12 protein-coding genes are annotated in these 19,976 nt (G+C 61.8%); 10 read left to right on the forward strand and 2 right to left on the reverse strand.

Going from position 1 to position 19,976, the window contains the following annotated elements; genetic code table 11:
* The first annotated feature begins 19 nt into the window (after window positions 1-19).
* The 7 genes from J3A64_RS01070 to J3A64_RS01100 all read left to right on the forward strand — a co-directional run bounded on the left by J3A64_RS01070 (window position 20) and on the right by J3A64_RS01100 (window position 14,390).
* On the forward strand, window positions 20-2,977 hold the full coding sequence (locus J3A64_RS01070) for an Ig domain-containing protein (protein ID WP_210063470.1): 2,958 nt from the start codon (window positions 20-22) through the stop codon (window positions 2,975-2,977).
* A gap of 258 nt (window positions 2,978-3,235) precedes the next feature.
* Window positions 3,236-4,813: a polysaccharide pyruvyl transferase family protein gene (locus J3A64_RS01075; protein WP_286139776.1), complete on the forward strand. Its 1,578-nt coding sequence runs from the start codon at window positions 3,236-3,238 to the stop codon at window positions 4,811-4,813.
* A 92-nt stretch (window positions 4,814-4,905) separates the two neighbouring features.
* Complete coding sequence (locus J3A64_RS01080; RefSeq protein ID WP_238324357.1) at window positions 4,906-5,778, forward strand: MBL fold metallo-hydrolase; 873 nt, start codon at window positions 4,906-4,908, stop codon at window positions 5,776-5,778.
* 194 nt (window positions 5,779-5,972) lie between these two features.
* A complete protein-coding gene (locus J3A64_RS01085; protein ID WP_162486171.1) occupies window positions 5,973-6,977 on the forward strand; it encodes a hypothetical protein in 1,005 nt (334 codons plus the stop codon).
* Window positions 6,978-7,075: 98 nt separating this feature from the next.
* Entirely contained in the window at window positions 7,076-9,244 is a 2,169-nt protein-coding gene (locus J3A64_RS01090) for a cell wall anchor protein (protein WP_210063471.1), read from the forward strand.
* Window positions 9,245-10,205: 961 nt separating this feature from the next.
* Window positions 10,206-11,423 (forward strand): MFS transporter, encoded by a 1,218-nt coding sequence (locus J3A64_RS01095; RefSeq protein ID WP_014922507.1) that lies wholly within the window; start codon window positions 10,206-10,208, stop codon window positions 11,421-11,423.
* A gap of 147 nt (window positions 11,424-11,570) precedes the next feature.
* Window positions 11,571-14,390 (forward strand): S8 family peptidase, encoded by a 2,820-nt coding sequence (locus J3A64_RS01100; RefSeq protein WP_014922506.1) that lies wholly within the window; start codon window positions 11,571-11,573, stop codon window positions 14,388-14,390.
* Window positions 14,391-14,491: 101 nt separating this feature from the next.
* Here the strand turns inward: J3A64_RS01100 and J3A64_RS01105 are convergent, their stop codons facing one another.
* Entirely contained in the window at window positions 14,492-15,847 is a 1,356-nt protein-coding gene (locus tag J3A64_RS01105; RefSeq protein ID WP_014922505.1) for an acyltransferase, read from the reverse strand.
* Between the two features lie 210 nt (window positions 15,848-16,057).
* On the opposite strand from J3A64_RS01105, the gene J3A64_RS01110 reads away from it, so the two are divergent.
* Entirely contained in the window at window positions 16,058-16,330 is a 273-nt protein-coding gene (locus tag J3A64_RS01110; RefSeq protein ID WP_051025004.1) for a hypothetical protein, read from the forward strand.
* Between the two features lie 199 nt (window positions 16,331-16,529).
* On the opposite strand, the gene J3A64_RS01115 is transcribed toward J3A64_RS01110, so the two are convergent.
* A complete protein-coding gene (locus J3A64_RS01115) occupies window positions 16,530-17,540 on the reverse strand; it encodes a phosphatase PAP2 family protein (RefSeq protein ID WP_011775754.1) in 1,011 nt (336 codons plus the stop codon).
* A 53-nt stretch (window positions 17,541-17,593) separates the two neighbouring features.
* On the opposite strand from J3A64_RS01115, the gene J3A64_RS01120 reads away from it, so the two are divergent.
* Both J3A64_RS01120 and J3A64_RS01125 read left to right on the forward strand, forming a co-directional pair.
* Window positions 17,594-19,012, forward strand: a complete 1,419-nt coding sequence (locus tag J3A64_RS01120) for an extracellular solute-binding protein (protein ID WP_011775753.1) — start codon at window positions 17,594-17,596, stop codon at window positions 19,010-19,012.
* On the forward strand, window positions 19,009-19,971 hold the full coding sequence (locus tag J3A64_RS01125; RefSeq protein ID WP_011775752.1) for a carbohydrate ABC transporter permease: 963 nt from the start codon (window positions 19,009-19,011) through the stop codon (window positions 19,969-19,971). The genes J3A64_RS01120 and J3A64_RS01125 overlap by 4 nt, the downstream gene beginning before the upstream one ends.
* The last annotated feature ends 5 nt before the right edge of the window (window positions 19,972-19,976 follow it).

Genomic DNA, 19,976 nt, shown 5'->3' on the forward strand with positions numbered 1-19,976 from the left:
TCTTGCCCTAGCGGCTTTCATGATGACCGGAATGCTTCCGGCAAACGCGACTCCCGCAGATCCTGCAACTGTCCCGGCGGCCTCACCTCAAACCCAGCCGGACGCCGTGGTCCAAGATAGCGGCCCATCATTCCCGGCACCGGCAACGTCTCCTTTCGCAGACATCTCCACGTCCCAGCAGTTCTACGCCGAGATGGCGTGGTTGTCCAAGGCTGGAGTCAGCACGGGCTGGTCCGAGGCCAACGGGTCAAAGACCTACAGGGCGTTGCAAGCGGTTAACAGGGACGCGATGGCGGCCTTCATGTATCGGCTCTCCGGCAGTCCAAGATTCGTTCCGCCCGCAGAGTCCCCTTTCGCTGACGTGTCTACGTCCCAGCAGTTCTATAAAGAGATGGCTTGGCTTGCGTCCAAGGGCATCAGCACCGGCTGGACTGAAGCAGACGGTTTCACCAGAACCTACAGGGCGCTGCAGCCTGTAAACCGCGACGCCATGGCAGCGTTCTTGTACCGCCTGGCAGGCAGTCCGGACTACACACCGCCGGCAGTCTCGCCGTTCGCCGACGTCGCCACCTCCCAGCAGTTCTACAAAGAGATGGCTTGGCTCGCCTCTACCGGCATCAGCACCGGCTGGACCGATGCCAATGGTTCCAAGACGTACCGGGCGCTGCAGGCTGTAAACCGCGATGCTATGGCAGCGTTTATGTACCGCTTCCACTTGAACACAAGCCCACTGACCATTGCGAACAATAACTTGATGGATGGCATCGCCGGAGTCAGGTACCTCGAGCAGCTCACTGGGGCCGGAGGATTTGGCTCCTTGGTGTGGAACGCAACGGGCCTTCCCCAAGGTGTCACTCTTTCGACTACAGGTGTGCTGTCCGGTTCTCCAGCGGCCACAGGCGACTACCCGGTCACTGTCACAGCCACTGATGATTCCGGAATGACGCTGTCGCGGACCTTGAACCTCAACGTCCCGGAAGCCGCACCTGAGGAGTGCGCAGGCAAGCCCTGCGAGATCCTGGTGCCTCAGGAAAACACCGTCCACGTCCCCGGGGACAACATCGTTGCCATCAATAGGGACCCTGAATCGAACCAGATTGTTTCGGTGGAGCTTACGGCCGTCGATGTGACCGTGGGCCAGGTGCTGACCCTTGACCCTTGGGCCAACCTCGAATCCGGTGCAATCCTCAACGTCGACGACGTCCAGATGACCGCTGACAGGACAATTTTGGTGTCGGTCTCCTCGGCCAACCTTTCCGCGGCCTACTCCGAGGGCACCGTGCACTTCACGGATGAAGCAGCAGTAACCACTTCACTTGGAGAATCTGAAGCGCTCTCCACGCCCTTCGCTGCAAAGGAACCAGTCCAAGCACCGAAGAAAATACAGTGTGAAGGCGGAGCGACAGCAGACCTCAAGGGCCTGTCTGTTACGCCTAATATGAAACCTTCGCTCTATGCCGATTGGAAGCCCTTCTTTGGCGGTCTTCATCAACTCCAGGCAAACGTCGAAGGATCCATCACAGTCAACCTGGGAGCAGCAGTTTCCGGGGAAGGCGTCTGCACAGTGGCGGGTCCCGAGGTCAAGGTGACCGTCCCCTCAGGCGCAGGTGCCATCGTCATGGTGGCCCAGCCGTCCCTGACGTTTGAAGTCAACGGCAAGCTGGACCTCAGCACTTCCGTAACCCTCAAATGCGGTACGTCTTACCAGTGGCGGGATGGCCAGGAAAGCCGGGCCGCTACGTGTGGCACCGAGCACGAGCCGCTGGGCCTTTCCAGCGACTCAGGCATCGAAGCGACCCTCACGGGCGCAATCGATACACGCGTCACCTGGGTGGAAATCGTCGGTATTACAGGGCAGATCAACGCGTCCGTCTCTGCCGCGTACCACCCAACCGAGGACCCCATGGCCGAGCTCAAGGGCCGGGTCGGATTCGAACTTGGTGCTTGCCTTGTCTGCTTCTTCGACGGCGGACCTCACGTGACCATCTACTCCGGCACTATCTATGAGAAGACCATCGCCTCCTGGTCCACGAAGCCCCCGGCCCCCGGCACTCCTGACGCGGAAGTAACCCCGTCGGTTGAACCATTGAAGGTATTGTCAACGTCGTTGCCCAGCGCGACAGTGGCGAAGGCATACAAAATAGGTCTCGCTGCCAAGGGAGGGACCCAGCCCTACACCTGGACGATAACCAAGGGCGCCCTGCCGGCAGGTCTCGCCCTGAATTCGGGGACCGGCATAGTGTCGGGTGTTCCAGCTGCCGTAGCTACCGCCGAGATCACTGTTACAGCGACGGACAAATCGGGGCTTGTGGCGTCGGCTCCGCTGACATTAGTGGTGAAACCAACCCCACCACGTGGCGACAAAGTCCTGGTATACGCCGACGGTGATGAGGGGTACGGCATTGCAAACGTTGCGAAAACTCTCCGGGATTCCGGAGCAGAGGTTGTGGAGGCAACGGCTCTCCCTGCTGACCTTAGCGGCTACAAGTCAATCTGGAATCCCTCACGCTACGGATGGACTGAAGCTGACGAGCGCAGGGTTGCCAGCTTCGTAGCCGACGGGGGAGCGGCCTACCTCACAGGTGAACGTCCGTGTTGCGAGGCCCTGAACGCCAGCGTTCAGAATGTCTTGCGTCTTGTTCTCACCGACCAAAACGTAGTGGTGGGCGGGATGGGCGACGTGCAGGGACCCTTCACCTTCAATCCTGCTGCCAGCAACGAAATCACCAAAGCGCCCAACGTGCTCACCAGCTTTGACCCGGATTCACCCGGTGCCATCAGCGGATTGGCAGGTGTGGACGCCCGAAACGTCTTCGCGCGGAGTGAGACCGTGGCCATCGGAGGGGTTTGGGCTGAAGGGGATATGAAGGCCGGGAGAGGTCGCGTAGTTGTCTTGATGGACATCAACTATCTCGCGGACGACGCGAGGACGCCGATCGTCCAAAACATCCAGCATTTCCTTTCCAAAACACCCTGATTTTTCTTCAGAAACGGCCGGCTTTGGTTCCTACCAAGGCCGGCCGTTTTTGTTGCAGCAGGAGACTAGCTTGCGTTGAACTTCGAGTTGTGTCGGTACATGAAAGCGGCCATGGCATCACGATTGACGTTCTCATGCATGGGCAACGCTGCTTGAAGGCTACCTCGCAACGCAGTGGAGTGTCCTCCCTGCGAACCACCTGCGATGACAAACCCGGTACGCTGGAAGCTGTTTTTTGCGTCCAAACACCGGAGTGTCGTGCGAGTTGTAGTTCTTGGGGATATTGGTCAGCCCGTCTATCACGTGGGCGACGAGGCTATGACCCATGCCGTGGTGGACGAACTGCGCGCCAGAGGAGTTTCCGACATTGTGCTGCTCTCGCGCGATCCGGAGCAGAGCACCCGAATCTTTGGCACCGAGTCAGTGAAGACCTTGGAGTTCCCGTGGCCTCCTCACCGACGCGAGACGTACCTGCGTGAGATCCGGGCCGTTCTCGCGGGCGACATGACTGCCCTTCCCGCCGAGGATCAGGTGCATGCGCTCATAGAGACCTTGAAGACGTGCGACGGCGTGGTGATCGCCGGCGGCGGGAACATGACTTCGCCTTACGGCTGGCTGCTCTACGAGCGGGCGGCTGTTGGAGCCATTGCCAATGCTTTGGGTAAGCCGCTGGTCATTTCCGGACAGACTGTTGGACCCGTCCTCACGGGACCCGACTACGACACAGTGGTCGAGCTTTTCCGTTCAGCGACGCTCTCCAGTGTCCGCGAGCAGACCTCCTGGGACCTGATGCGGAATGCGGGCGTGCCCGCGGGCCTGACGCTCGACGACGCGAGCTTCTTTGAGGTGGACCATGCCCTGCCGGCCGCCCTTGAATTGGACCAGGTCACTTACAAGCCTCGAGCGGATCGACCTTTTCTGGTAGCCACTTTCGCGCCCGGTACCGGCGCCATGGACAGGGACGCTTTCAACCAGCGCATCGCTGAGGTGCTGGACAGAATCGCCGACGCCGGCAATCTGGACGTTGTGATGATTCCCCACATGTCCCACCCGGGCCAAGCGGACATCGACATCGAAACCCACCAGGACATCCGGCGGAGGATGACCACGGAGAACGTGATGGTCTGCGGCCAGCTGTCCGCAGAGGAGTCCGCGTCGCTGACGATGCAGGCCGAGGTTGTGGTTGCAAGCCGGTACCACCCGGTTGTCTTCGCACTGTCTGCAGGCGTTCCTTGCCTCGGCATCGCCGTGGACTACTACGGCGAGGTGCGCATCGGCGGCGCACTGGCCAACTGGGGCCTCGGCCACACCATGCGTTCCCTTAGGCACCTTGCCACTCCGGAATTCGACGCCTTCGTAGATCAGTTTTGGGCCAGCCACGGCCATATTCGTTCGTACCTTAAGCAAATGAGCCCTGCGCAAGGCGACTTTCAACGCGCCTGGTGGGACTTCGTCGTCGAAACCCTGAAGGGCTCACGACCGGAAGCTCCGGTTCTTGTCAGCCCGGAGCCGGCCTTTCTGGAACTCGCATCCGGTGAGCACCCGGCAGTGGCCCAGCTGACGGCCAACAACGAACTGCACATTGGCCACCAGTCGGTAGAGCTCTTTGGCCTGACAAACCTCCTGGAGGACACCCGTGGAAGCCTCAGCGCAATGGAAGCGGTCCGGGACGGGCTGCAGGACGAGCTGAACCAAGTTACCAGCGCGCTTGCAGCCAAGGAATCTGAAGGCCACCACCTCCGGATCGAACGCGACCATCTGCAGGAGAAGCTTCAGTTGTTGGAGTCGTCCCTGCTAGTGCGTGCGTGCCGAAAGCTCCGGCTGCTGCCGCGCTAAGGAAGGCCGCCAGCCTTCCAGCATTCGTACGGGTTCCATGGGTAGAGTAGAGGCCTGAACATCGCCGGATTGCAGTGGATACGGAGCACGAATTGTCAGCTTGGCTAGAACTCGGACCGGACAACTACGTCTTGGAAACCGAGGGATCGTTACTCAACACCGGGCTTGTGGTGGGCTCTGAACTCGCCATGGTCATCGACACCGGCTGCGGCCCGCGCCAGGGCCGGGAGATCCTCGCTGCAGTTCGCGAAAAGACCCAGCTTCCGCTGGTAGTGGTGAACACCCACGCGCACTACGACCACTTCTTCGGTAACGCAGTATTCGCCGACGACGGCGTCACAGAGTTTTGGGCGCACGCCAACTGTGCGGCGGCTATAGAACGCGACGCCGACAACCAGCGACGCTTCGTGGCCACCAACGAACCTGAGATGGCAGCGGGGGAGGGCGACGCCGTCGACATCGTTGTCCCTAACGCGCTGGTCCACGACCAGCCTGTCCTGGTGGACCTCGGCGGAGTTACCGCCACCCTCTTCTACCTCGGCCGCGCGCACACCGACGGCGACCTGCTTGTTGGCACGAGTTCCACGCTGTTTGTGGGCGACCTGGTGGAGCAGGGCGCGCATCCGTCGTTCGAGGACTCGTATCCGGAGGAATGGGCGGATGCGCTCCGGCACATCTCGGCCCTGCGTCACCGCTACGAATTCCTGGTCCCCGGCCACGGCAAACCGGCCAGCGATGAGTTCGTGAAAACAATGGCCGACACCATGAGCACCGCGGTGCGGCAGGCAACGCAGTCCATTCGGGACATGCCATCCGACGCTACTAAAGCAATTCCTGTGCTTCCGTACGGACCGGAACAATCCCGCTGGTTTATCAAAAGGCTTCAGGAAACCAATGCCCAAGGCCGCACTTCGCTGGCTACCCCGGACTTCGGGCCGGAAAAGACCGGTTTCTATCCCTCATAAACAAGGTTCCTTACAAATTTGTCATCTTCTTTACTCCTAACCATGGACTAACGGCTTAGTCCCGTCCTAGGATGAAGGCGACCATTGGTTCGCGACTACCTGGGGGTGTCGAGATGAGGGGTTCACGCGTTTTTCCGCGTGCTACCAGCATTCTCCGCTCTGTCATGGTCGCGGGAGCCGGTACCGCAATCTGGATGGCTCTTTCCGCAACAGCGGCAAGTGCAGACACCGGAACCACTGACAAACCCCTTCTGGGCAGTGTCACGTCCTCAAGTTCAGTCAGCATTCCGGTGCCGAATGTACCCCTGCCGGCCGTTGTCAAAGGATTAATACCCACCAACCAGATCAACGTCCACGTGCCTGCCGTGACGCCCATTGTGGAGCACGCAGGCGGCACTGTAGATCACGTGGTTTCAGCCGTGCCAGTGGTAAACCAAGTGGTGCCTTCTGGCACTGCGGGAACCCTGGTGAACACGGTTGTGGTTCCGGCCACTGGCACCGTAGATGACGCCGTCAACGTTGTTGTTCAGCCGGTCAATCAAGTTCTGGAACCCGCTCGGCTGGAACCCGTCACGGACGTCGTAACACCGATTGTGGACCCGATTGTCGGCGTGGTGGACACCGTGCTGACGCCCGTCGAAGCCATAGTCCCGCCTGTTACGCTCCCGCCGGTTACTGTCCCGCCAGTGGTTGCACCTCCGGTGGTAGTTCCGCCGGTTACAGCAGCTGTGGCCGAGATCCCAAGTGTGCCCGGCACTGATGCAACTGTTGTCCCCGCGACGCCGGACGCCGGCGCAGTGGCGACTACCGGCGTCGTACATTCCACGGGCGCAACGGTTCCCGAGCCCAGCAAACTGGACCTCCGCACGTCCCCGCAAGGGATTGCCGCTGATGCTTCAGCGTTGCTGACGCCCACCCGAAATTTCGGTCCGACAGGGATAACTGCGGTGCTCGGCGGCGCCTCCTCAACCGCCGATCCCGCGGCACCCGCGAAGCTTCCTTCCGACCGTGCAGTAGTACCGGGCAGCCTCACGGGGGCTGGCTCCGGGAACTCCCAAAACGGTCCGCCCAGCCCCGCAGCAGCATTCCTGCAGGGTGCCCTGATCATTCCCGTAGACGCTCTTCCCGGCCTGGCATCGGCCGACAATGCACAACATCCCAAGCCGGTGTGCTTCGACCCCGGCTCCTCTCCTGACTAATTCCCCAGCCGGCCGCACAGCTCTTTGCGGCAAACGGTCATTCGGGCGATCCGTCACTCGGACGTCCTTGGGAACAAGGCATTCAGGAGAGAACCACAATGAACACGACCATACGCAAGTGCCTCATAGGCACATGCTTTGCCGGGGGCATGATCGTCCTCAGCGCGACTGCGGCGAACGCCGCGGACACCAGCGGCAAGGATGGACTCCTTTCCGGCACGCAGGTGGTAGCGCCAGTAACAACGCCGATCAGCCTCGGCGGAACATCACTTGGACTGTTGGGGGATTCAGCAGCTACGACGTCCGCGCCGGGAACTGCTGGAAGTTCCGGCTCCGCTGCAGCACCGGCTGCCAGCACCAACGGTTCCAACAGCATCGGCACCGGAACGCAGCTAGTTGCTCCGGTAACGGTGCCCGTAAACCTGGGCTCGTCGTCAGTGGGTCTGCTGGGGGGCTCCACTGCGGCGAGCTCAGCCACACCTGCCGCTCCGGCACCTGCTGCTCCCGCAGCGGCCGCTCCGACAGCAAGCACCAGCGGTTCCGACGGTATCGCCTCGGGAACCCAAGTTGTTGCGCCGGTGACGATCCCCATCACGGTGGGAGCGACATCCGCCGGTGTACTTGGCGACTCAACTGCTACATCAGCTCCTGCCCCGGCACAGGCTCCGGCTCCGGCCCAAGCTCCGGTGCAGGCAACGACGTCGGGGGGAGAGAGTATTGCGTCCGGCGCTCAGGTAGTGGCTCCGATTTCGGTCCCTGTTAACATCGGAGCCACTGCCGCGGGTGTCGGTGGTGACTCGTCGGCCACCTCCGGCTCGGGTTCTTCATCCGGTGGTACTGCTCCGGCGACTTCGGGTGCTTCGGGTGCTTCGACTTCCGGTTCGGATGGTGTTGGTTCGGGGACTCAGGTTGTTGCTCCGATCACTGCTCCGGTGAACCTTGGTTCGACTTCCGCTGGTGTGTTGGGTGACTCGTCGGCCACCTCCGGCTCGGGTTCTTCATCCGGTGGTACTGCTCCGGCGGCGTCGGGTGCTTCGGGTGCTTCCACTTCCGGTTCGGATGGTGTTGGTTCGGGGACGCAGGTTGTTGCTCCGATCACCGCTCCGGTAAACCTTGGTTCGACCTCGGCTGGTCTGTTGGGTGACTCGTCGGCCACGAACACTGGTGCTGGTTCGACTGGTACTTCGGCTCCGGCTTCCTCGGGTGCTTCGACTTCCGGTTCGGATGGTGTTGGTTCGGGGACTCAGGTTGTTGCTCCGATCACTGCTCCGGTAAACCTTGGTTCGACCTCGGCTGGTCTGCTGGGTGACTCGTCGGCCACGAACACTGGTGCTGGTTCGACTGGTACTTCGGCTCCGGCTACGTCGGGTGCTTCCACCTCCGGTTCTGACGGCATTGGTTCGGGAACCCAGGTTGTTGCTCCGATCACGGCTCCGGTAAACCTTGGTTCGACCTCCGCTGGTCTGCTGGGTGACTCGTCGGCCGCGAACACTGGTGCTGGTTCGACTGGTACTTCGGCTCCGGCTACGTCGGGTGCTTCCACCTCCGGTTCTGACGGCATTGGTTCGGGAACCCAGGTTGTTGCTCCGATCACCGCTCCGGTAAACCTTGGTTCGACCTCGGCTGGTCTGCTGGGTGACTCGTCCGCCGCGGACACTGGCACCACGGGCGGAACTGCCCCGACGGGTACGACGCCAGGCAGCACCACTTCCGGGAACGACGGACTTCTTTCCGGCACTCAGGTGATCATCCCGATCACGGCCCCTGTTACCGTTGGTTCCACCTCCGTGGGAATCGGTGGTGGCTCTACCGGCACTGTGAACCCGCCGGTTGTGAACCCTCCCGTCGTAAACCCGCCGGTTGTGAACCCGCCGGTTGTGAACCCGCCGGTTGTGAACCCGCCGGTTGTGAACCCTCCCGTCGTGAACCCGCCGGTTGTGAACCCGCCGGTTGTGAACCCTCCCGTCGTGAACCCGCCTGCAGGTGGTGGCCTTGACGCTGGTGGAGAAACTGGCATCAACACTCCCGTCGCAGGCACCACAAACACCACGTATGCCTCGGTTGGCACCCAAGCCAGCAGCGTAGTGGTCCCGAGTGCCACGCAGGGTGCGTTGACCGCGGCAGCCTCCACCGCCGTCGGAAGTGCCAACACCTTGGCCAACACTGGACTCAACGGTCAGTGGGTTCTCTGGGCAGGCGCCATGCTCCTGATGGGGTTGGTGCTCGCAGCAGTCGGTCGCCGCAAGGCAGTAGCTAACCGCCGCTAAGCCCGGGAAGCAATCTCACTTCGCATGTAGTTGTTGCGGCTCCGGTTCCCCGGAGCCGCAACAACTGCGAGCCAGCTCGTTCCAAAAGCTCACCAGTTACCACTCAGCCCGTCCCACGCAGCCCGTCCCACGCAGCCCGTCCCAGTAACCCACTAACCCACGAACCGGCGCACCCGTTAGCGCTGATCGCCCCTGTTACCTCTGGTGCGGTTGGCGGCAAAGGGTGCGGGTCTGACCACGAAAGGGTGCGCCCGGCGGCGAAGTGTGCGCATGGCGCAAAGTGGTGCGAGCCAGCTCGTTCCAAGCGCTCACCAGTTACCCACGCAGCCAGTACCAGCCACCCGTCCCAGTAACCCACGAACCACCACGTTCGTCGGCGCACCCGTTAGCGCCGATCGCCCCTGTTACCTCTGGTGCGGTTGGCGGCAAAGGGTGCGGGTCTGACCACGAAAGGGTGCGCCCGGCGGCGAAGTGTGCGCATGGCGCGAAGTGGTGCGAGCCAGCTCGTTCCAAGCGCTCACCAGTTACCCACGCAGCCGGTACTAGCCACGCGTCCCAGTAACCCACTAACCCACGAACCGGCGCACCCGTTAGCGCCGATCGCCCCTGTTACCTCTGGTGCGGTTGGCGGAAGTGGGTGCGGGTCGGACCACGAAAGGGTGCGCCCGGCGGCGAAGTGTGCGCACGGCGCGAAGTGGTGCGAGCCAGCTCGTTCCAAGCGCTCACCAGTTACCACTCAGCCCGTCCCAGCCACCCGTCCTAGTAACCCACTAACCCACGAACCGGCGCACCCGTTAGCGCTGACCGCCCCTGTTACCTCTGGTGCGGTTGGCGGCACAGGGCGCGCGCCCGACCACGAAAGGGTGCGCCCGGCGGCACAGGGCGCGCGCCCGACCACAAACGGGAACGCGAAACGTCATCCGACCCGACCACCAGTCGCGACGGTCATAGGATGAAAGGGATGACCACCACCCAAGCAGACAAAAACTTCACCCTTCGCAGCGTCGCCCTTCCGGCCTTCGGACCCGCGCTGCTGTTCTGTATCGGCGAAGGGGCGGTCCTGCCGGTTATTGCGCTCTCGGCGCGCGAGCTTGGCGCTTCGGTGGCGGTTTCAGCGTTGATCGTGACACTGATCGGGCTGGGCTCCTGGATCTTCAACATCCCGGCGTCGATCATCACGGAGAAGTTCGGCGAACGATGGTCGATCGTTGGAGCCGGAGCTTTGGGCGCGGTTGCCCTCGGCGCAGCCGCGTTCGCGCCGCAGGTCGACCACGGACTCTGGCTGCTGGCTGCGTCCATGACCTTGGTGGGCATGTCGGCCAGCGTCTTCAACCTAGCCCGTCAAAAGTTCCTTACCGAGGCCGTCCCGGTCATGTTCCGCGCGCGAGCTCTTTCAACACTGGGTGGCGTGACCAGGATCGGCATCTTCATCGGGCCATTCGTGGGCGCCGGCGTCATGCAGTTCGCCGGAATCAGTGGTGCTTACTGGGTGGGCTTCGCGGGCATGATGGCGGCGGCTGCTTTGTCTCTCACCATCCCGGACCTGGTAGCCCCGGGAACGTCCGACGGCGGCCCTCGCCCTCCGGCGTCGACGTTGCGGAGCGTCGCGGTTTCGCACGCCGGGGTGTTCCTTTCTGTGGGATTCGGGATCCTGCTTCTCAGTGCTCTGCGTGCATCACGACAAGTGGTCATCCCGCTGTGGGCGGACCATCTGGGGCTCGATGCCACCCATGCGTCCTTGCTCTTCGGCTTGTCCGGGGCAATCGACATGCTGGTGTTCTATCCTGCCGGGAAGCTGATGGACAGGAAGGGCCGGCAATGGGTGGCCATTCCCTCCACGCTCATCATGGGGACGGCATTGATTCTGATCCCCTTCACCGCCGGATTCGTACCATTGCTCTTGGTCGCCCTGCTGATCGGGTTCGGCAACGGCATCAGTTCGGGGCTCATCATGACGCTCGGAGCTGACTTCTCACCGGACAACGGCCGGAGTCACTTCCTTGGGATATGGCGCTTCATTGCCGATTCCGGCGCCACCGGAGGGCCCGTGCTGCTGTCCGGGTTGACGGCTGCAATCTCGTTGTCAGCGGGCGTCTGGGCCACAGGCGTACTGGGGTTCGCAGCGGCTGTGGTGTTCGCCGTCGCAATTCCGCGGCTGAAGCACCGGCGTAACTATTAGCTTTTACCCTTCGTGTTGACCTAACTGCTGAGATAGATTCACAGGGAATTCGCAGGAAAGTCCAAACTTTGGCTAAACTCATGCTGGCCGCAGTATCGCGGCCATTTTTCCGCGCTCTTGGGGGCGTTTGAGCAGAGGGCGCTGTTTATGCAGATCCGACGGAGAGCCAGTGTGCGCTCTCAAGTAATTTTTGCCGGCATTATCGCAATGGTAGGAGCTGCCCTCCCGGCCCTTCCTGCTGTAGCGAATGAGACTCCGGTGCCTGTGCCCAGCGCGGCACCACGGACAATGTCCACCGAGTCCTCGGTCCTCCCTACGGACCAATTCATTGTGAAGTTCAAGGACCGGGCAAGTATCCAATCACTGGACCGGAAGTCGTCCTTGAATCGGGCCGCTGGGACCCTTGGCGTCCCTATTGAAGCTGTCCGTACGCTAGCCACGGGTGAAGAAGTGGTGAAGACGGACAAGAAGCTCGGTGGCGAAGAAGCCGGTGAACTGGTTTCCGCCTTGGCCGCAGACCCCAGCGTTGAGTATGCCGAGCCAGATGTCATCATGAGGCCATTCGCTTCCGCGCCCAACGATCCTTTGTACTCATATCAGTGGGCACACAGTAGCACCGACAGTGGCGGGATGCGTGTCCTGGGGGCATGGGACGTGAGCCAGGGAGCCGGGAGCGTGGTTGCGGTCATCGATACCGGCATTACTGACCACACCGACTTGAACGCCAACATTCTGCCTGGCTTTGACATGATTCATGATCCCCTCGTTGCAGGTGACTCCAACGGACGCGATTCGAATCCGGCAGATGAGGGCGACGCCACCTACTACGGGGAGTGCGAGCCCGGATGGCCCGGTTATTCATCTTCGTGGCACGGGACACATGTGGCCGGTCTTGTGGCTGCTGTTGCAGGAAACAGCAAGGGCGTGGCAGGCGTTGCTCCCAAGGCAAAGGTCGTTCCGGTGCGTGCGCTGGGCATCTGTGGCGGATACGCTTCCGACATCGCAGATTCGATCGTTTGGGCGGCGGGCGGAACAGTTACGGGAGCCCCAGCGAACGCGAATCCAGCGAACGTCATCAACCTGAGCCTCGGAGGCCTGGCGCCTTGCTCCACGATCTACCAAAACGCTGCAGATTTTGCACGAAGCAAGGGCGCCTCAGTGGTGGTGGCTGCAGGTAACGAAGGCATCGACGCATCCAAGGTCAGCCCTGCCAACTGTAAGAACGTGCTGGTGGTCGGTGCGAGCACACGCAATGGCCTCAAAGCGTCGTACTCCAACTTCGGAATCAACGTCGATGTCGCCGCCCCGGGCGGCGACATGACCAACTCGGGCCTCGACGGAATTTTGTCCACCCTCAACGACGGAACGGATTCCCTAGGTTCCGAGGGATACTCCGTTATGGAGGGCAGTTCAATGGCCGCTCCTCAGGTAGCGGCAGTAGCAGCCATGATGTATTCAAAACTGCCTGCTTTGACCCCCGCGGATGTTGAGCAGAGGCTAAAGGCCTCGGCTCGGCCGATCAACGGCTGTGGCTGCGGCGCCGGTTTGGTTGACGCCAACGCCACTCTCACCAAGGTGGCAGCCGAGGCTGCGCCAATCACGGCGGGCACTCCCACAATTTCCGGTGAGGCTGCTGTTGGCAAGTTGTTGATTGCTGAACCTGGCAACTGGGGTAACACCTACGAAGCCACCTGGAATTATCAGTGGAACCGGTGGGGAACACCCATCCCCGGAGCAACCGGAAACGGTTACTGGTTGACAGAGGATGATCACCAAGCCACCATCACGGTCACTGTTACTGCCACCAAGAAGTTCGTACCGGCCGTCTCCGCAACCTCGGAGCCGACAGTTCAAGTGGCTCCCGGAACCTTGTTTGGTAGCGTGCCTGTTATCACGGGCTCGGCCTACGAGGGAAGCACCCTAACGGCCAACCCGGGTACGTGGGGCCCGGCCCCTGTGGACTTGACCTATCGGTGGACCCGCAACAAGCCAGGCACCACTGGTGAGCACGTCTCCAGTGCCTCTACCTACACCTTGACGAGCGAGGACATTGGCAGCACGCTTTCGCTACATGTCATGGGTAACAAGACCCCATACCGGCTGCTGGAGATGTCCAGCAAGCCAACGCCTGTTGTAGTTGCCGCTGACAAGGCTGTTACGCCTGAAGCCGTAGTGTTCACCGAAGCTCCGTACATGGGCAACGATCGCTACACTATTCCGGAGTCAGAGACCATGGACTACCAGGTAGATGACAAAACGCTCCAAGCCGGAACTCACCCCGCTCGAGGACAGGCCAAAATTACAGCCGTTCCGAAGAGCGGTTATGCAGTGCTCAACGGGGCGACTTCAGAGTGGAAGGCCTACTTCAGCGCAAAGGGGCCGGAATTTACGGCGCCTGCTGTTTCACCCTTCCGGGATGTGGCGACCACCCAGCAGTTCTATAAGGAAATGTCCTGGCTTGCAGACCGTAAGATCTCTACCGGTTGGGTAGAGGCGGACAAATCCGTCTCATACCGGCCGGTGACACCCATCAACCGTGACGCAATGGCAGCATTCCTTTACCGTGCGGCCGGCTCGCCGGACTACACACCTCCCGCGCAATCCCCATTCAAGGACGTTGCAACCACGCAGCAGTTCTACAAGGAGATGGCATGGTTGGCAGAAACCGGCATTTCATCCGGATGGACTGAGAACGGGGCGCGTTACTACAAACCGCTGACCCCCATCAAACGCGACGCGATGGCTGCCTTCCTGTACAGGTTGGTCAACAAGCCCGACTATGAAGCACCGATGAATCCACCTTTCAAGGACCTCGATTCAGGCCAGCTGTTCTATAAGGAAATGGTCTGGATGAGCGTTGCGGGGATTTCCTCCGGCTGGCAGCTAGGGGAGAACAACTACTGGTACCAGCCGATGGAGCCCATCAACCGCGACGCCATGGCAGCATTCCTGTACCGCTTGCCATAGGTGCTCGGCCGGGTTGCTGGTGAGTAACCCCCTGTGAACAAAGAACGGCCGCAGAATGACCCCGTGAGGTTGTTCTGCGGCCGTTCTTCTTTCAAAGAGGATCAGGAAGCCACGGCTCCCGTTGAAACACTGCGCGGGGTCTTCCAAGCCCGGTCAGGAACCTTGCCGGTAACCAGTGCCACGGCAATCACCAGCAGCACCAGCCCCCAGGTCGCATTCGCAACGTCCAGCGCAGACCTCATCACCACGAACGGGGGGACGATGGCCAAGACAGTTCCGGCAGCAATGCGCCACATAGCCGGCCGGACCGCACCCGGTGCCAGAGCAGTGCTGGCCAGTTCCAGTCGGACAAGCGGGGTGGAGACCAACAGCACCGTCGCCCAGGCAGCCACGTAAAACAGCGGCCGGCTCAGCCACCACTCGGTGCCGGCGGGCTCCGGGAATGGCAGGCGAAGGACCAGCGCGATCCCAAACATGGCGATGATCAACGGCAGGTGCCACAGATAAATGGTCATCGCCCGGCTGCCCACCACGAACATCACCTTCTGTACCCAGCCGACACGGACACATCGCTGCAGCACAGGATAGGCGGCCTTCACCAAAAGAATGTGTGCCAGACCTACCAGGATCAGGGGGAACATGGGCGGGTTCTGGCTGGTCAGCATGTCCACCGGATACGGCCCGGCGTGCGTGAGCGGAACCATCGCGGCGTAACAGCCGGCAGCGGCAAGAACGAGCTGCCACTTGGCGAAGCGGTCAAAGAAGCCGTCGGCGTAGAAGAAGCCCAGCTGTTGCAGCAGCCCCCACACGAACACCATGTTCAGCAGCCCGATCGGGTTCGAGTCGAAGCCCCACGGGTTGCGCTCCAAGCCCAAGCGAAGAACATCAACCACGACGGCGCTCGCGGCCAGCGCTGCAATGGTCCGGTATGGCGCTGCTTCGTGGAGCTTCGCCATAGTGGGAACCATGGCCTGGCAGATAAGGTACGCGGCAAGGAACCACAGCTGCACTCCGGCGCCCGCGGCGATAACGGCAAGCAAGTCGGCAGGGACACCGGCCGCCGTCGCGCTCCACAGGGCAATTGCAAGGAAGATGTACAACGCAACCGTGGGCCGGACCAGTCGCAGCACCCGGTTCCGGAGGTAATCGCCGGCGTCGCCGCCCTTGCGTTGCAGGCTGCGCCACGACGTGAGCGAGGCGAAACCGCCCACGATGAAGAAAAGCGGCATGACCTGGCCGAACCAAGTTCCTTGCGCAAACCAGCTTAGGGACGTCAAGGGATTGCCCACGCCGATGCCGGACTCGTCCACGCTGATCCCCATCATGAGCAGGTGAACAGCTACCACGGCAAACATGCAGGCGACGCGGATGAAATCCACCACCAAATCGCGGGAAGCGGGGACGGCGACAATAGGGGCGTTGCTCCTGCGCGAAGCGGACCTAAGCGTTGATGACATGGAATCTCCTGAGGCTCAACAGTGTTTGTCCATCGATTGGAATAACTGTAGCGCATGAAGAACGGGCAGTCGACGTCATTCTCAGAAACGTTGCTGCATCCGGGTCAGGATAGGCATGGTCGGGCGTAGCCTTTGAAGAGAACCTCATCCTGAGTCTCTTTCCGGCGCACATGGCGCATTCCATGAATCCACCCCCACCAATGAAGGGCAGTGCTGATTGTTATGCACATCAAAGAATTCTGGGACCAGCTTTCTCCGCACACTCAGCAATGGCTCATGGACAACCCGGGAACCATGATTGTGCCGCGGACCGTTACCGCGATCATCAACGGGGAAACGGGGGAGAGTGAAGGTGTTGACGCGCATGGTGGCACACACCTCACGGACGAGGATCGACACTTCATCCACGAGCAAGCCCGCGCGCGGCAGGCTGTGTCTGCGGAAGAACCCAAGTTCTTCGACTCGGTTGGTCCGGAGGACTAGGCTCTCGGACGTTCGCGCCCTTTAGCGCCGATTGCTCCCGTAACCACTGGCGCGTGGGGCGGGTATGGGTGCGCCGGGGTCGTGTGTGTGGTGCGTGGGGCGCGAAAGGGTGCGCCGGGGTCGTGTGTGTGGTGCGTGGGGCGGGTACGGGTGCGCCGCCGCCGGCACGCCGCCGCCGCCGCCACCGCACCAGACAGCGTTAGCCCTTACGCGCCGCCAGGCCGAACAGCCACGTGCCGCCAAGTGCTGACAAGTATCCGGCGATCACAATGAAGGCGGTGCCGGCCCAGAAGTAGTCGATGGTGCTGTCTGTGCTGAGGTCGGGCACCTGCAGCAGCGAGTATGCCGCCACTAAGCCGGCGATCACGAGTGCCGCCACGGTGAGCCACACCCACAACCGGGAAGCGGCCCAGTGTTCGCCGTACCCCTTCCATACATTCCAGCTGTTGCCGGTGCGGAGGATGAGCCAGCCCGCCGGGAGCATGACGGCGGCAACCACCAGGAAAGCGGCTACGACGTCGGCCGGACGGTGCCATTGGTTGATGAGCGTGGAGACGCCCGTGGCCACGGCGAAGGTGCTGCCAAGGAAGCCGGCCAAGGGTCGCCAGCGGGGCGAAACCATGAGGAATACCGCAGCTGCAGCGGATGCGGCGAGCGTGGTGTGTCCGGAAGGGAGTGAGTTCAGCTCCAAGGTTTGGACGCCGCGGTCGGGCCTGTCCGGGATGAGGAGCTTGAGGATTTGTGTGGCCGCGTTGGCGGCGATGCATGCTGCCACTGCGATTCCGGCGGCGGTCCAGCGGCGGCGGGCGACTGTCACGAAGAGCACCATGATGGCCGCGATGGCCAGCGAGAGCATGGGGAGCATGTCCAGGAATTCGGTGGAGGCCCTGCCGGCTGTTCCGCCCAGCACGGTGGCTTCAACCAGTGCGGACTCGTCAATGAACTGACCAGCGGTGGTGCGCACAAAGAAGTAGTACGTCGCCGCCAGGCCCACGGCGCTGGCAATGGTGGCGAGGCAGAACAGAAAGCCTGTGCCGGCGCCTGCGTCGCGTCCTTGAAGCGGCCGTTTGCTCGACCTCCCGCTGGTGCGGAATTGCTGGGAACTCATTCTGACTAGACTGCCACAGTTCTCTGGGTGGCCCGTGTGAGTTCGCTCGGCGCGTGGCGGCCGGAAGTGAGACCCTCGCAACATTCCTGTGATGCTTGACACGTGTTAGGTGGCAGGTTTAGGCTTCCTAACACGTGTTAGGGAAGGAAATCTACATGTCGGGAACCAATGGGGCTTTGCGTGAATTCACACGTAGAAGTGCCCTCACAGCCCTCGGCGCCGGAATTGTTGGAGTCACCGCGGCGTCGTGGCCGCGCCTGACCGGGGCCGACATTCCAGGCCGAGGAGACAACAGCCTCAGCATCGCCATCATGGGCACCGCCGCAGACGCCGCCGCCCGCCAGAAGGTCATCGACGCCTTCGCCAAGGTCCACCCCGAAATCAAGGTGAAGGTCCAAGCGATCCAAGCCGTGGACTGGAAGGACTTCTTCACCAAGATCCTCACCATGGTGGCAGCAGGCACCCCGCCGGACGTCGTGTACGTGGCTACGGAAGGTGCCCAGCTCTTCGCCGAGAAACTGGCCCACCCGCTGGACGAATTCCTGCGCCGCGACGCCGACCATATGAAGGAGTACTTCGCGGACGTCCACCCCAGCCTGGTGGAAGCGTTCATGTACAAAGGCAGCCTGTTCCAGCTCCCCATCGACTGGAACGCGGCCAACATGTACTACAACACGGCGTCACTCCGTTCGGCGGGCCTGGAGCGGCCGTCCGACAACTGGACGCACACGGACTTCCGCAGCACACTCGCTGCAATGAAGAAGGCCAAGCCGGCCGACTTCACCCCTTACTACTGGACCAACCGTCTCTTCGGCGGAGTGGTGCCGTGGCTCTACGCGAACGACACCAGCTTCCTCAAGGAAACCAAGTCCCCGGGCGGCGAATGGTTGTGGGACGGCTTCTATGCCAACGACCCCACGCGCAGCCTCCGCTCCGGCGGCTACCAGTGGCTTGAACCCAACGCCGATGATCCCCGGGTCTTCGAATCCTTCGACTACCTCCGCGGACTGGTCAAAGACGGACTGGGTGTGCGGCCCGAGGAAGGCGGCGGCAGCGCGCTGATCGGCCTTTTTGCGTCCAACAGGATAGGTACGACGCCGGCAGGCGGCTATTGGGTCCAAGGCCTCCACGAGGCGGGGATGACAGAGAGCGATTTCGACGTCCAGTTCTTCCCGAAGTGGCGGACCCAGCGCCACCAGTTCGGCACGGCAGGGTACGCGATCATGAGAACCGCCAAAGACAAGGACGCCGCCTGGGAATGGGTGAAGTTCAGCTCCAGCCGTGAAGCCATGCAAATCGTGTTCCCCACACCGAACACCACGCCTGCGCGTCGTTCAATGGTCAACGAGCAGCTCTACGCGGGAACAGGTCCGCGGAACTGGAAGGTCTTCTACGACACCTTGGACAGGTTCCCCACCACAGGTCCCATTCCAGCGCCACCCCAGCAGGCCGCCGTCGAAACCGCCCTCATGAAAAACGTAAGCCTGGCTGTGAGTGGAGACGAGCGTCAACTCAAGGACGCCCTCAGTTCCATGCAGCGCGACCTTGAACTGGCCCTGAGGAGGCAGCCATGAGCACCGCAACCAGTACGCCCACGGGGACGGGGAGCGAGCCGGGACGGAAGCCGATCCACAAACACACGCAGCCGTCCAAGCGCGGCCGGATGCAGCAACGGTGGCTGCCTTGGGCCTTCTTGGCGCCCACCATCGTGGGCATGGGCATCTTCACCCTGTTGCCGATTATCGCCTCGATCGCGTTGGCATTCTTCCGCTGGGACATCATCTCGGCACCAACATTCGTGGGCTTCGACAACTTTGCCGAGGTAGTCCAGGACCCCACTGTCAGGGTGTCGTTCATCAACACGATCGTGTTTGTGATTGTGGCTGTGGCACTCCAACTCGGACTGGCACTCGGCCTGGCGATCATGGTGCAGGAGAAACTCCCGGCTTGGCTGAGGGTGTTCTTCCGCTCCGCTTTCTTCTTCCCGCTGATCCTGTCCGCGGCATCGGTATCGATCTTCATGCGCTACCTCTTCAACGAGCAATTCGGCGTCGTGAACTGGTTGCTGTCCATTGTTGGCATCCCAGCGGTTCCGTGGCTGACGACGCCAACCGGGTCCGCCGCCGTCGTCATTCTTGTGTACGTGTGGCAGAACTTCGGGTTCTCGTTCCTGCTGTTCATCGGTGGGCTGGCCTCCATTCCGGTGGAGACGTACGAGGCCGCATCGATCGACGGTGCCACGGGCTGGCGCAAGCACTGGTTCGTCACCCTGCCGCTGCTGAGCCCCACCACCCTGGTGGCCTCGGTGATGGCGATCATCAACGCTCTGCAAGTGTTCGACCAGCCCTACGTGCTCACCCGCGGTGGCCCCGGCGACTCGACCCGCACAGCCGTCATGGTGATTTTCGAGTCCGCGTTCCAGCGCCTTGAGTTCGGTCAGGCATCGGCGATCGGCGTGATCCTGACGCTCATCATCATGGCCATCACCGCCGCACAGTTCCGGCTCAGCAAACGATTCGTCTTCTACCAGTAAGGCCC

The organism is Pseudarthrobacter sp. PvP004 (assembly GCF_017876035.1).
Lineage (GTDB): Bacteria > Actinomycetota > Actinomycetes > Actinomycetales > Micrococcaceae > Arthrobacter > Arthrobacter aurescens_A.